Here is a 14,133-nt window from a genome sequence, read left to right on the forward strand (position 1 = left end):
TGGATACCTACTGGGGGTATACAGGAGTCAGCTTATACCCCCCTGGGGTATGAAGTGAAGAGGGAGCGCCCAGCGCGTGGGAACGCGCGAGAAGGAGTGATGAGGCAGTGATCAGCACCACCGCCCCCGGCACCACCGAGGTCGAACTCGCCATCGGCGGGATGACCTGCGCCTCCTGCGCGGCGCGCATCGAGAAGAAGCTCAACCGCATGGACGGCGTCACCGCCACCGTCAACTACGCGACGGAGAAGGCGAAGGTGGCGTACCCCCCGGAGGTGTCCGTCCCCGACCTCATCGCCACCGTCGAGGCCACCGGCTACACCGCCCACGAGCCGGCGCCCCCGGCGGCCGAACCACCGGGGGCGCAGGAACACGACGAGCTGAAGCCGCTGCGGGAGCGGCTGGTCACCGCCGTGGTCCTGGCCGTCCCGGTGATCGCCATGGCGATGGTCCCGGCGCTCCAGTTCGAGTACTGGCAGTGGCTGTCCCTCACCCTCGCCGCGCCCGTCGTCACCTACGCCGCCTGGCCGTTCCACCGCGCCGCCTGGACCAACGCCCGGCACGGCGCCGCCACCATGGACACGCTGATCTCGGTCGGCACCTCGGCGGCGTTCCTCTGGTCGCTGTGGGCGCTGTTCCTCGGCACCGCGGGCACACCCGGCATGACCCACCCCTTCGAGCTGACCATCGCCCGCGGCGACGGCGCCGCCAACATCTATCTGGAGGCCGCCGCCGGGGTCACCGCGTTCATCCTCGCCGGGCGCTACTTCGAGGCCCGGTCCAAGCGCCGCGCGGGCGCGGCCCTGCGGGCGCTGATGGAACTGGGCGCCAAGGACGTGACCGTGCTGCGGGACGGCGGCGAGGCGCGGGTGCCCATAGGCGAGCTGAACGTCGGCGACCGCTTCCTGGTGCGGCCCGGCGAGAAGATCGCCACCGACGGGACGGTGGTCGAGGGCTCCTCCGCCGTGGACGCCTCCACGCTCACCGGCGAGTCCGTCCCCGTCGAGGTGGGCGTCGGGGACGCCGTGACCGGCGCGACCGTCAACGCCGGGGGACGGCTGGTCGTCGAGGCCACCCGGGTCGGCGCCGACACCCAGCTCGCGCGGATGGCCAAGCTGGTCGAGGACGCGCAGAACGGCAAGGCGGCGGCCCAGCGGCTGGCCGACCGGATCTCCGGGGTCTTCGTGCCGGTCGTCATCGCGCTCGCCCTCGGCACGCTCGGCTTCTGGCTCGGCAACGGCGCCGGACTCACCGCGGCCTTCACCGCCGCCGTCGCCGTACTGATCATCGCCTGCCCGTGCGCCCTGGGCCTGGCCACGCCGACCGCGCTCATGGTCGGCACCGGGCGCGGCGCCCAGCTCGGCATCCTGATCAAGGGACCGGAGGTGCTGGAGTCCACCCGGCGCGTCGACACCGTCGTCCTCGACAAGACCGGCACCGTCACCACCGGCCGGATGACCCTGCTGGCCGTCCACACCGCCGACGGCGAGGACGAGACGGAGGTGCTGCGGCTGGCCGGGGCGCTGGAGCACGCCTCCGAGCACCCGGTGGCGCGGGCCGTCGCCGCCGGCGCGCTGGAGCGGACCGGGGCCGCGCTGCCGGTGCCGGAGGACTTCGCGAACGTACCGGGCCTCGGCGTGCAGGGGATCGTCGAGGGGCACGCGGTCCTCGTCGGGCGGGAGAAGCTGCTGGGTGAGTGGGCGATCGACCTGCCCGCGGACCTCGCGGCGGCGAAGGCGGCGGCCGAGCGGTCCGGCCGTACGGCGATCGCGGTGGCCTGGGACGGCGCCGCGCGGGCCGTCCTGGAGGTCGCCGACGCGGTCAAGGACACCAGCGCCGAGGCCATCGCCCGGCTGCGGGCGCTGGGGCTGCGGCCCGTCCTCCTCACCGGCGACAACGAGGCGGTCGCCCGGGCGGTCGCCGCCGAGGTCGGCATCGACGAGGTGATCGCCGAGGTGCTGCCCGAGGACAAGGCCGCCGTGGTCAAGGGCCTCCAGGCCGAGGGGCGTTCGGTGGCCATGGTCGGGGACGGCGTCAACGACGCCGCCGCGCTCGCCCAGGCCGACCTCGGGCTCGCGATGGGCACCGGCACCGACGCCGCGATCGAGGCGGGCGACCTGACGCTGGTCCGCGGTGACCTGCGGGCGGCGGCGGACGCCATCCGGCTGTCCCGAAGGACCCTCGGCACCATCAGGTCCAACCTCTTCTGGGCCTTCGCCTACAACGTCGCCGCCCTGCCGCTCGCCGCGGCGGGACTGCTCAACCCGATGATCGCCGGGGCGGCCATGGCCTTCTCGTCGGTCTTCGTCGTCGGCAACTCGCTGCGGCTGCGGCGGTTCAGGGCACTCGGGGCGTGAGGCGGTCCGTGGTCACGGCCCGGCCGTGAGGGGGTCCACGCTCAGGGCCGGTCCTGTGCGCGCTCGCGGAGCGCGCACAGGACGTCGACCCGGTTCGTGGTGATCGAGTCGACGCCCGCCGCGATCAGACGGCGCATCGCCCGACCGGTGTCCGGCGTCCACACCGACACCAGGTAGCCGTCGGCGTGGACCCGGTCGGCGAGGGCCCGGTCCACCAGCGGGAAGCGGTAGTTGAGCCAGCGGGGCCGGACCGCGTCCAGCAGCACCGGACGCGGCGGCGCCAGGGTCGTCCAGGTCAGGGCGATCTCGGCGTCGGGGTCGGCGGCGCGGATCGCGAGCATCGCCTCGGCGCCCGCGCAGTAGTAGACGCGGTCCCGCGCCCCGGCCTCGCCTACGACGTCCACGATCCGGCGGGCCGCCCGCACCTCCGGGGTGCCGGGCAGGTCGATCATCACCCGGTGCCCCTCGGTCGCGGCGAGCGCGTCCGTGAGCGTCGGCACCCGGCCCGCCGTCAGCCCGTCCACCTCGGCGGCGGACAGTGTGAGCAGCGGGCGGTCGTGCTCCCACAGCCGCTTCAGCGTGCCGTCGTGCAGCAGCAGCGGGACACCGTCCCGGGTGAGCCGTACGTCGATCTCGACCGCGTCCGCGCCCCGGCGGAGCGCGGAGGCCAGCGAGTCGAGCGTGTTCTCCCGGAAGCGGTACGGATCGCCGCGGTGGCCCACCGCGGTGACGGTACGGGGGCGGGCGGGGCGTGGACGCTCGTTCATCAGCCGGTGAGCCAGTCCGTGGTGTAGGCGTCGATCTCGGCGGCCAGCTTCGCCTTCCCCGCCTCGTCGAGGAAGGACGCGGTCACGGCGTTCTTCGCCAGCTCGGCCAGACCTCGCTCGTCGAGGTCCAGCAGCCGGGCGGCGACCGCGTACTCGTTGTTGAGGTCCGTGCCGAACATCGGCGGGTCGTCGGAGTTGACGGTGACCAGGACCCCGGCCCGCACGAACTCCTTTATCGGGTGCTCGTCCAGGTTCGCCACCGCCCGGGTCGCGATGTTCGAGGTCGGGCAGACCTCCAGCGCGATCCGGTGCTCGGCCAGGTGCGCCAGCAGCTTGGGGTCCCGCGCGGAGCTGGTGCCGTGCCCGATGCGTTCGGCGCGCAGATGCGTCAGGGCGTCCCACACCGTCTTCGGGCCGGTGGTCTCCCCGGCGTGCGGCACCGACCGCAGCCCCGCGGCGATCGCCCGGTCGAAGTACGGCTTGAACTGCGGCCTCGGCACGCCGATCTCGGGCCCGCCCAGCCCGAACGACACCAGGCCCTCCGGGCGCAGCCGGTCGTCGGTCGCGAGCCGCACGGTCTCCTCGGCCGACTCCAGACCGGCCTCCCCGGGGATGTCGAAGCACCAGCGCAGCACGGTCCCGAACTCGGTCTCCGCCGCCTTGCGGGCGTCCTCGATCGCGTCCATGAAGGACGCCTCGTCGATCCCGCGCCGGGTCGAGGAGTACGGCGTGATGGTCAGCTCGGCGTAGCGCACCTGCTGCCGGGCCAGCTCCCTCGCCACCTCGTACGTCAGCAGGCGGACGTCCTCCGGGGTGCGGATCAGGTCGACCACCGACAGGTAGACGTCGATGAAGTGCGCGAAGTCCGTGAACGTGAAGTAGTCGACCAGGGCCTCGGGGTCCGTGGGGACCTTGGAGTCCGGGTGGCGCGCGGCCAGCGCGGACACGATGCGCGGGGAGGCGGAACCGACGTGGTGCACATGCAGTTCGGCCTTCGGCAGTCCGGCGATGAAGGCGTGCAGGTCGTGCGGGATGCGCGGCTCGACGAGATGGTCGGGCAAGGTTCCTCCCCGGGAACGGCGCCCCGCGCCGCCCTCGGGGCGGCGGGGCGGGGTGATCGGCTGATCGGTGACTCGGGATCATCGTAGGCCGGTCCCGTGGCGGCCCGTGCCGCGCCGTAGCATGACGGCACGGTCGAAGGACGTGACCGTGCAGCCGACGCACCTGATCGCACCGCCGACGGAGGGGACCCGCCCATGTCCGACGAACCGCAGCCGCCGTCCGCCGAGAACGCGAGCGGCGGGGACGGCGGGGCGGCGGGCGGCGCCGAGGGCGGGGACGTGTGGGCCGCGCCGGAGGACCGTGGCGGTCCGCGTCCGCCGGTGAGCGACGCGGACGCGCGGCCCGCGGCGGCAGACGGCAAGGGGGTGTCGTGGGCCGGGCCGCGGGACGGTGCCTCGTCGGCGCCGCCGCCGGACGGTGGCGGGGTGCCGTGGGCCGCGCCGCGGGACGGTGCTCCGTCGGCGCCGCCGCAGGACGGTGGCGGAACCCCCTGGGCCTCGGGCACGCCGCACGGGCCGTACGGTCAGCCGTCGCAGGACGCCGATCCGCGCGTGCCGCTGCACAAGGCGGACGACCGGGGGGCCGCCCCCTCCGGACCGGGCCCGGAGCGTGACCCCTGGGCTCCGCCCGCCGACGACGCCCGGCCCCCCGCTGGGCCCTCGTCGCCGCCCGCCGGGCCCTCGTCTGCGTCCACCGGCGACGCCCGCACCCCTGCGCGGCCCCCGTCCGTGCACGATCAGCAGACCGTCACCTCCATGCCCGGCGCCGGTGCGGGCTACCCGCCGCCCCAGCCCTGGAGCAGCCCGGCCGCCCCGCCCGGCCCGTTCGCACCCCCGGCCCACGACGGGCCCGGCGCCGCCAACCCCTTCGCGGCCCCGGCGCAGGACTCGCCCGTCCCCCCGCCGCCCATCGCGCCCGACGGGCCCGGCCCGAGCGCCTACGGCTACCCCGGCGGCTACGGCCACCCGGCCCCGCCCGTCCACCCGGCCGCCCCCTACCAGCACGGCGGCTACCCCGGCTACCCCGGCTACCCGGGCTGGCCCGGTGCGGCCCCCGTGCCGAGCAACGGGATGGGTACGGCCGGGCTGGTCCTCGGCATCGTCGCGACCGTCCTGTTCTGTCTGTGGCCGCTGGCCTTCATCCTCGGTCTGCTCGGGGTGGTCTTCGGCGCGATCGGCCGGAAGAAGGCCGGCCGGGGCGAGGCCAGCAACGGGGGCCAGGCCCTGGCCGGGATCATCTGCGGTTCGGTCGGGATGCTGCTGGCCCTGGGCATGGCCGCACTCGTGATCTTCGTGCCCTGAGCACCGCGGCGGCTCTGAACACCGCGGTCGGCCGCCCCCGCCTACCCGGCCGCCAACCGTCCCCGCGCCTCCATCAACGCGAACCCCAGCAGGTTCAGCCCCCGCCACCGCTCCGGGTCCGACGCGCCCTCGTCCGTGGCCGTCAGGCCGATGCCCCACACCCGGTCCATCGGGCTCGCCTCCACCAGCACCCGGTCGCCCGTCCCCAGCAGGAACCCCCGCAGCTCCTCGCCGGACGCGAACTTGTGGACGCTGCCCTCGACCACGATGCCGAAGCGCTCGCGCTCCCACACCGCCTCGTCGAAGCCCCGCACCAGCCGCCCCGCCTTCTTGGCCGCCGCGGGATGCCCGGCGGACAGCACACCGCGCTCCGCCTCCGCGTCGCCGAAGAGACGGGCCTTGGCGGCCATCATCCAGTGCTCCGCCGTCGCGTACCGCACGCCGTCCACCTCGAACGGTGACGGCCACCACTGACTGAGACAGCTCGCGCTCAGTCGGCCGTCGGGTCGCGGCCGGTGCCCCCAGAAGTGCAGGTACCTGACCCTCGCCCCCGCGCGGACCTCCCTGACCAGGGCGTCCCGAGAATCGATCTTCTCCATGCACCCGAGTCTGGCAGGCGCCACTGACACTCCGTCCCCCCTTTTCCCGCCCCACTCGACACCTGGTCGACAGATTCCGTCGCTTAACCAAAAGGCAACAACGGAATCCCTTGTTGGAGTGCCGTTCCTCTGTCAGGATCGGCACTCAAATCGAGCCGGAGCTACGCCACCCACCCTCGGACACGGGGCGACGGCGGAGGAGAGCGACATGCACAACCCGGGCACAGCGACCCCGGAACGGTTCCCCGCGCAGGAACGCCTCGCGGCTGGTGCGCAGTACATCGGAGGACGACTGACCAAGGGCACCTCCGGCCGTACGCACGCCGTCGTCGACCCGGCCATCGGCGAGGAGGTCTACGTCTACGAACTGGCCGGACCCGCCGACGTGGACGCCGCCGTCGCCGCCGCCCGCGCGGCCTTCCCCGGCTGGGCGGGCGCCACCCCCGGCGAGCGGTCCGACGCGCTGCACCGGTTCGCCGCCGTCCTCAGCGAACGCGCCGAGGACTTCGCCCGCGCCGAGTCCCTCCAGTGCGGCAAGCCACTGAAGCTGACCCGGGAGTTCGACGTCCCGGGGACGATCGACAACACCGCCTTCTTCGCCGGTGCCGCCCGGCACCTCCAGGGGCAGTCCGCCGGCGAGTACTCCGGCGACCACACCTCGTACGTCCGCCGTGAGCCCATCGGTGTCGTCGGCTCCATCGCGCCCTGGAACTACCCCCTCCAGATGGCCGCCTGGAAGATCCTCCCGGCGATCGCCGCGGGCAACACCATCGTCCTGAAGCCCGCCGAGCTGACCCCGCTCACCTCCCTCCTCTTCGCGCAGGCCGCCACCGACGCGGGCATCCCGGACGGGGTCGTCAACATCGTCACCGGCACCGGCAAGGAAGCGGGCGAGCACCTCGTCGGCCATCCCGACGTCGCCATGACCTCCTTCACCGGCTCCACCGCCGTCGGCAAGCGCGTCGCCGAGATCGCCACCGCCACCGTCAAGCGCCTCCACCTGGAGCTGGGCGGTAAGGCGCCCTTCCTGGTCTTCGACGACGCCGACCTGGAGGCCGCGGTGCACGGCGCGGTCGCGGGCGCGCTCATCAACACCGGGCAGGACTGCACGGCCGCCACGCGCGCGTACGTGCAGCGGCCCCTCTACGACGCCTTCGTCGAGCGGACCGCCGCGCTCATGGAGACCGTCCGCCTGGGCGACCCCTTCGCCCCCGGCACCGACCTCGGTCCGCTCATCTCGCACGTCCAGCGGGACCGCGTCGCCGCCTTCGTCGACCGGGCGCGCGGCTACGCGCGCGTGGTCACCGGCGGTGAGGCACCCCAGGGCGAGCTGAAGGACGGCGCCTACTACCGGCCCACCCTCGTCACCGACGCCGCCCAGGACAGCGAGATCGTGCAGTCGGAGATCTTCGGCCCGGTGCTCGTCGTCCTCCCCTTCGACGGCGACGACGAGGGCATCGCCCTCGCCAACGACACCCCGTACGGTCTCGCCGCCTCGGCCTGGAGCCGGGACGTCTACCGGGCGGGCCGCGCCACGCGCGAGATCAGGGCCGGGTGCGTGTGGATCAACGACCACATCCCGATCATCAGCGAGATGCCGCACGGGGGCTACAAGGCCTCGGGCTTCGGCAAGGACATGTCCGCCTACTCCTTCGAGGAGTACACGCAGATCAAGCACGTCATGTACGACAACACCGCGGTCGCCAGGAAGGACTGGCACCGGACGATCTTCGGGGACCGATAGCAACTCAGGCCGTCTGACCCACGGCCGCCTACCCTCCCGAAAGGGCACCACGCGCATGGAGCAGTACGAGCCCGACCGCCTGTCCCCGGCCCAAGTGGCCGCCATGCGGCGCAGTTTCCGACGCGGCAGGGCCTCCCTGACCCGCCGTTCGCTGCTGCGCGCCTCCGCGGGCGGCGCGCTCACGGTCGGCGGCCTGGGCGCGCTCAGCGCCTGCGGCATCCCGCCCGCGGGCCAGTCCGAGGGCGGCGTCTCCGCCGAGGACCACTCGGAGAAGGAGAAGACCGTCAGCTTCTCCAACTGGACCGAGTACATGGACGTCGACGACAGCGAGCGGCACCACCCCACGCTCGACGAGTTCAAGCGGCGGACCGGCGTCACGGTCAAGTACACCGAGGACATCAACGACAACGTCGAGTTCTTCGGCAAGATCAAGCCGCAGCTCGCCGCCGGTCAGGAGACCGGACGCGACCTGATCTGCGTCACCGACTGGCTCGCCGCCCGGCTGATCCGCTTCGGGTGGGTCCAGAAACTGGACCCGTCCAACCTGCCGACCGCCTACGCCAACCTCTCCCAGCAGTTCCGCAGCCCGGACTGGGACCCGGGACGGGCGTACTCCTACCCCTGGACCGGTATCTCCACGGTCATCGCCTACAACAAGAAGGCGCTGGACGGCCAGGAGGTGCGGTCGGTCTCCGACCTGCTCGACAACCCCCGGCTCAAGGGCAAGGTCGGCTTCCTCTCCGAGATGCGCGACAGCATCGGGATGACCCTGCTCGACATGGGCAAGGACCCCGGCAAGTTCAGCGACGACGACTTCGACGCGGCGGTGGCCCGCCTCCAGAAGGCCGTCGACAAGGGGCAGATCCGCCGCTTCACCGGCAACGACTACACCGCCGACCTCACCAAGGGCGACTTCGCCGCGTGTCTCGCGTGGGCCGGTGACGTCGTACAGCTCAAGGCGGACAGCCCCGACGTGGACTTCCTGATCCCCGACAGCGGCTACATGACGTCGACGGACAACCTCCTGGTCCCCAACAAGGCCCGGCACAAGACCAACGCCGAACGCCTCATCGACTTCTACTACGAGCCGGGCCCGGCCGCCCAGCTCGCCGCGTACATCAACTACGTGTGTCCCGTCGACGGGGTGAAGGACGAGCTGGCGAAGATCGACGAGGAGGCGGCGAACAACCCGCTGATCCTCCCCGACAAGGACATGGCCGCGAAGTCCCGTGCCTTCCGCTCCCTGAGCGCGAAGGAAGAGACGGCCTACGAAGAGAAGTTCGCGAAGCTCACAGGGGCGTGACGAGATGACGACGACAGACAACAGCGGCGACGTCCGCCTCTCCGGCATCAGCAAGACCTACGGCGCCTTCACCGCCGTACAACCGCTCGACCTGACCGTCCCGCAGGGCTCGTTCTTCGCCCTGCTCGGCGCCTCCGGCTGCGGCAAGACCACCACCCTGCGCATGATCGCGGGCCTGGAGGAGCCCACCTCGGGCACCGTCCACCTCGGTGACCAGGACGTGACGGGGCTGCCGCCGTACAAGCGGCCGGTGAACACGGTCTTCCAGTCCTACGCGCTCTTCCCGCACCTCGACATCTTCGAGAACGTCGCCTTCGGGCTGCGCCGGCGCGGCATCAAGAGCGTGAAGAAGCAGGTCGAGGAGATGCTCGACCTGGTGCAGCTCGGCGAGCAGGCCCGCAAGAAGCCGCACCAGCTCTCCGGTGGCCAGCAGCAGCGCGTCGCGGTCGCCCGCGCGCTGATCAACCACCCCAAGGTGCTCCTCCTCGACGAGCCGCTGGGCGCCCTCGACCTGAAGCTGCGCCGCCAGATGCAGCTGGAGCTGAAGCGCATCCAGACCGAGGTCGGCATCACCTTCATCCACGTCACGCACGACCAGGAGGAGGCCATGACCATGGCCGACCGCGTCGCCGTGATGAACGCGGGCCGCGTCGAGCAGCTCGGCGCCCCCGCCGACCTCTACGAGAACCCGGCCACCACCTTCGTCGCCAACTTCCTCGGCACCTCCAACCTCATCGAGGCCGAGGTCGACACCACCAGCGGCGACGAGATCGTCCTCAAGGCGGGCGGCGGCAAGCTCACCCTGCCCACCGGCCGCTGCTCGGCGCCCGCGGCGACGGGCGGCAAGGTGCTGGTCGGCGTGCGCCCGGAGAAGATCTCCCTCACCCACGCCGACGACGCGGGCGAGATCCCGGCGGGCCGCAACCGCGTCACCGGCAAGATCGCCGACGCCAGCTTCATCGGGGTCTCCACCCAGTACGTCGTCGACAGCCCGGCCGGTGCCGAACTCGCCGTCTACGTGCAGAACGTCGACCGTGACGCCCGCCTCGCCCCTGGCGCCGAGGTCGTCCTGCACTGGAGCCCGGCGCACACCTTCGGCCTGGACGCCAGCCAGGACCGCGAGGCCGGAGTGGAAGAGGCGGTGTGATGACGACGACGCTCACCGAGGCGCCACCGCCTCTCAGCCCCACCGCGCCGGAGCGGAAACCACCCCGCAGACGCGGCCGCTGGACGCCGTACCTGCTGCTGCTCCCCGGCATCCTCTGGCTGCTGGTCTTCTTCGCCCTGCCGGTGATCTACCAGGCCTCCACGTCCGTGCAGACGGGCTCCCTTGAGGAGGGCTACGAGGTCACCTGGCACTTCGCCACCTACTGGGACGCCCTGACCGACTACTGGCCGCAGTTCCTGCGCTCGGTGCTGTACGCCGGGACCGCCACCTTCCTGTGCCTGCTGCTCGGCTACCCGCTGGCGTACCTGATCGCCTTCCGCGCGGGCCGCTGGCGGAACCTGATCATGATTCTGGTGATCGCGCCGTTCTTCACCAGCTTCCTGATCCGCACCCTCGCCTGGAAGACGATCCTCGCGGACGGCGGACCGGTCGTCGGCGCGCTGAACGCGCTGCACGTCCTGGACGTCACCAGCTGGCTCGGCATCACCGCGGGCGACCGCGTGCTGGCCACCCCGCTGGCGGTCGTGTGCGGTCTGACGTACAACTTCCTGCCGTTCATGATCCTGCCGCTGTACACCTCGCTGGAGCGCATCGACCCCCGGCTCCACGAGGCCGCGAACGACCTGTACGCGCGTCCCTCCACCACCTTCCGCCGGGTCACCTTCCCGCTGTCGATGCCCGGAGTCGTCTCCGGCACGCTGCTGACCTTCATCCCGGCCACCGGCGACTACGTCAACGCCGACCTGCTCGGCTCCACCGACACCAGAATGATCGGAAACGTCATCCAGTCGCAGTTCCTGAGGATCCTCGACTATCCGACGGCCGCCGCGCTCTCCTTCATCCTGATGTTCGCGATCCTCATCATGGTCACGCTCTACATCCGCAGGTCGGGGACGGAGGACCTGGTTTAAATGGCCTTCGTCAACTGGCTCAAGCGCCACCTCGTCGTCATCGCGGGACTGCTGACGCTCGGATACCTCCTCCTGCCGAACGTCATCGTCACCGTCTTCTCGTTCAACGATCCCAAGGGCCGCTTCAACTACGAGTGGCAGAAGTTCTCCCTGGACGCCTGGAAGGACCCCTGCGGTGTCGCGGGCCTGTGCGACTCGCTCACCCTCAGCCTCCAGATCGCCTTCTGGGCGACCCTCGGCGCCACCCTCCTCGGCACGATGATCGCCTTCGCACTGGTCCGCTACCGGTTCCGCGCCCGCGGCCCGATCAACTCGCTGATCTTCCTGCCGATGGCGATGCCCGAGGTCGTGATGGCGGCCTCGCTGCTCACCCTGTTCCTCAACATGGGCGCCCAGCTCGGCTTCTGGACGATCCTGATCGCCCACATCATGTTCTGCCTCAGTTTCGTCGTCGTCGCCGTCAAGGCGCGCGTGATGTCGATGGACCCGAGGCTGGAACAGGCGGCGCAGGACCTGTACGCCGGTCCGGTGCAGACGTTCCTGCGGGTCACCCTGCCGATCGCGGCACCCGGGATCGCGGCGGGCGCGCTGCTGGCCTTCGCGCTCTCCTTCGACGATTTCATCATCACCAACTTCAACTCGGGCGCGACCGTCACCTTCCCCATGTTCGTCTGGGGCTCGGCGCAGCGCGGTACGCCCGTGCAGATCAATGTCGTCGGTACGGCCATGTTCCTGATCGCCGTACTGCTGGTGGTGGCCTCCATGGTCATCAGCAGCCGCCGCACCAAGCAGAAGTCCGCGTAGGGAGTTGAAATCATGGCCCCCAGCGCCATGAGCCGCAGCGAGAACACCAACTGGACGAAGTCCCTTTCCGACGCCCAGCCGGTCCCGTACTGGCTGGACGACCCGGGCAGGCCACGCCCCGAACCCGCGCTCACCGGCAACGAGACCTGCGACCTGCTGGTCGTCGGCGGCGGCTACAGCGGACTGTGGACCGCGCTGGGCGCCAAGGAGCGCGACCCGGGGCGGGACGTGGTCCTGGTCGAGGGCCGCGAGGTGGGCTGGGCCGCCTCCGGCCGCAACGGCGGCTTCTGCGCCGCCTCCCTCACCCATGGGCTGGCCAACGGGCTGGCCCGCTGGCCGGGGGAGATCCACCAGCTGGAGCGGCTGGGCGCCCGCAACCTCGACGGGATCGAGGCGGCGGTCGCCCGGCACGGCATCGACTGCGACTTCGAACGCACCGGCGAGATCGACGTCGCCACCGAGCCGTACCAGGCCCGTGAACTGCGCGACTGGTACGAGGAGATGCGGCGCCACGGCCTCGCCGACGGCGTCGAGTTCCTGGACGCCGACGCCGTCCGCGCACAGGTCGCCTCACCCACCTTCCAGGCGGGCCTGCACGACCGCCGAGGCGTCGCCCTGCTCAACCCCGCCAAGCTGGCCTGGGGCCTGAAACAGGCGTGCCTGCGCCTCGGCGTACGCCTCTACGAGCACACCCCCGCCCTCACCCTGAAGCCGCACGGCGCCGGTATGGCCGTGACCACCCCCTACGGCCGCGTCCGGGCCCGCCGGGTCGCGCTCGGCACCAACGTCTTCCCGAACCTGGTCAGACGGGTCCGCTCCTACACCGTCCCGGTCTACGACTACGCGCTGATGACCGAGCCCCTCACCGCCGGCCAGCTGGCCTCGATCGGCTGGAACAACCGCCAGGGCCTCGGTGACAGCGCCAACCAGTTCCACTACTTCCGCCTCTCCGCCGACAACCGGATCCTGTGGGGCGGCTACGACGCGGTCTACCCCTACGGCGGCCGGGTGCGCGCCGAGTACGACGACCGCCCGGAGACCTACGCCAAGCTCGCCGGGCACTTCTTCACCTGCTTCCCGCAGCTGGAGGGCGTCCGCTTCACCCACGCGTGGGGTGGCGCCATCGACACCTGCTCGCGCTTCTCGGCGTTCTTCGGCACCGCCCACGGCGGCCGGGTCGCCTACGCGGCGGGCTACACCGGCCTCGGGGTGGGCGCCACCCGGTTCGGCGCCGACGTGATGCTGGACCTGCTGGCGGGGGAGCGCACGGAGCGCACCGCGCTGGAGATGGTGCGCACCAAGCCCCTGCCGTTCCCGCCGGAGCCGTTCGCCTGGACCGGGATCGCCCTCACCAAGTGGTCCCTGGCCCGCGCGGACGCCCACGAGGGGCGGCGCAACCTGTGGCTGCGGACGCTGGACCGGCTGGGCCTGGGCTTCGACAGCTGACCACGAAGGGCGGGGCGTGACCCGCTTCACCCCAACGGGTCACCAGAACCCGCGTAATGCTCCTCCGGGGACCTCCCTCTCCCCCCTGACGCGACCGCCGCGTCCATGGAGAGAGGGAGGTCCCTCATGGCTGGTGGGAAGACGCCCGTCGAGTGGCTGGTATCGGTGGCACCGGACCCGGAGGCGTGCCGCTGGGAATGGGAACGCAACCCGCACGGGGTGGTGCTGCTCCCGGCGGGCCGCGCCTGGGACGTACTGATCCTGCCGGGCGACCTCGGCTACCCCACCCTCGACGTCCTCACCCGCATCCTCGACCAGCCCGGCCCGGTCCTCGCCGACTTCGGCGACGCCCGGATGGGCTTCCTGGTGCCACCGGGCACCGCGTCCCGCTGGCTCGGCACCGGCATCCGCACCGCCGGGTCGGGCACCTGGATCGTCGTCCCCTACCCGGGCCGCGCCACCGGCGGCGTCCGCTGGCTGATCCCACCGGACGGCTCCGGCACCCTCACCGATCCGGCACTGCTGGAACTGGCGATGCACGAGGCGGCGGCGGGGCTGGCCGCCAGGCCGGGCCGGCAGGGGGAGGAAGAGGAACAGGGGTGACCGTCCGGAGGTCTTGACCACTTAATTGGTCTGGACCAAGCTGTGGGGCGCTCCACCCTCCAATTCCC

At 71.9% G+C, this 14,133-nt stretch carries 12 protein-coding genes; 9 read left to right on the top strand and 3 right to left on the bottom strand.

The window, feature by feature from the left end; translation table 11 throughout:
* Positions 1-110 precede the first annotated feature (110 nt).
* A complete protein-coding gene (locus tag KBY47_RS28760; RefSeq protein WP_210926113.1) occupies positions 111-2,357 on the top strand; it encodes a cation-translocating P-type ATPase in 2,247 nt (748 codons plus the stop codon).
* 41 nt (positions 2,358-2,398) lie between these two features.
* On the opposite strand, the gene KBY47_RS28765 is transcribed toward KBY47_RS28760, so the two are convergent.
* Together KBY47_RS28765 and KBY47_RS28770 are read right to left on the bottom strand one after the other, a co-directional pair.
* Positions 2,399-3,124, bottom strand: a complete 726-nt coding sequence (locus tag KBY47_RS28765; RefSeq protein ID WP_210926046.1) for a glycerophosphodiester phosphodiesterase — start codon at positions 3,122-3,124, stop codon at positions 2,399-2,401.
* Positions 3,124-4,185: an adenosine deaminase gene (locus KBY47_RS28770; RefSeq protein WP_210926048.1), complete on the bottom strand. Its 1,062-nt coding sequence runs from the start codon at positions 4,183-4,185 to the stop codon at positions 3,124-3,126. Before KBY47_RS28770 ends, KBY47_RS28765 begins: the two co-directional genes overlap by 1 nt.
* Positions 4,186-4,380: 195 nt before the next feature.
* Here KBY47_RS28770 and KBY47_RS28775 point away from each other — a divergent pair, with 195 nt between their 5' ends.
* Positions 4,381-5,487, top strand: coding sequence for a DUF4190 domain-containing protein (locus KBY47_RS28775; RefSeq protein WP_210926050.1), 1,107 nt, complete (start codon positions 4,381-4,383; stop codon positions 5,485-5,487).
* 41 nt (positions 5,488-5,528) lie between these two features.
* On the opposite strand, the gene KBY47_RS28780 is transcribed toward KBY47_RS28775, so the two are convergent.
* A complete protein-coding gene (locus KBY47_RS28780) occupies positions 5,529-6,086 on the bottom strand; it encodes an NADAR family protein (protein WP_210926052.1) in 558 nt (185 codons plus the stop codon).
* 208 nt (positions 6,087-6,294) lie between these two features.
* On the opposite strand from KBY47_RS28780, the gene KBY47_RS28785 reads away from it, so the two are divergent.
* The 7 genes from KBY47_RS28785 to KBY47_RS28815 all read left to right on the top strand — a co-directional run bounded on the left by KBY47_RS28785 (position 6,295) and on the right by KBY47_RS28815 (position 14,065).
* On the top strand, positions 6,295-7,830 hold the full coding sequence (locus KBY47_RS28785; RefSeq protein WP_210926054.1) for a gamma-aminobutyraldehyde dehydrogenase: 1,536 nt from the start codon (positions 6,295-6,297) through the stop codon (positions 7,828-7,830).
* Positions 7,831-7,885: 55 nt separating this feature from the next.
* The gene (locus tag KBY47_RS28790; protein ID WP_210926056.1) at positions 7,886-9,133 is read left to right on the top strand and encodes a PotD/PotF family extracellular solute-binding protein; all 1,248 of its coding nucleotides are present in this window, start codon (positions 7,886-7,888) and stop codon (positions 9,131-9,133) included.
* A gap of 4 nt (positions 9,134-9,137) precedes the next feature.
* The gene (locus tag KBY47_RS28795) at positions 9,138-10,280 is read left to right on the top strand and encodes an ABC transporter ATP-binding protein (protein ID WP_210926058.1); all 1,143 of its coding nucleotides are present in this window, start codon (positions 9,138-9,140) and stop codon (positions 10,278-10,280) included.
* Positions 10,280-11,212 carry an ABC transporter permease gene (locus KBY47_RS28800; RefSeq protein ID WP_210926059.1) on the top strand — a complete coding sequence of 311 codons (933 nt, stop codon included), beginning with the start codon at positions 10,280-10,282 and terminating at the stop codon, positions 11,210-11,212. Before KBY47_RS28795 ends, KBY47_RS28800 begins: the two co-directional genes overlap by 1 nt.
* Positions 11,213-12,016 carry an ABC transporter permease gene (locus KBY47_RS28805; RefSeq protein WP_210926061.1) on the top strand — a complete coding sequence of 268 codons (804 nt, stop codon included), beginning with the start codon at positions 11,213-11,215 and terminating at the stop codon, positions 12,014-12,016.
* 12 nt (positions 12,017-12,028) lie between these two features.
* On the top strand, positions 12,029-13,462 hold the full coding sequence (locus KBY47_RS28810) for an FAD-binding oxidoreductase (RefSeq protein WP_210926063.1): 1,434 nt from the start codon (positions 12,029-12,031) through the stop codon (positions 13,460-13,462).
* A gap of 126 nt (positions 13,463-13,588) precedes the next feature.
* Complete coding sequence (locus KBY47_RS28815) at positions 13,589-14,065, top strand: hypothetical protein (protein WP_210926065.1); 477 nt, start codon at positions 13,589-13,591, stop codon at positions 14,063-14,065.
* Positions 14,066-14,133 lie beyond the last annotated feature (68 nt).

This window comes from Streptomyces sp. B93 (assembly GCF_018070565.1).
GTDB lineage: Bacteria > Actinomycetota > Actinomycetes > Streptomycetales > Streptomycetaceae > Streptomyces.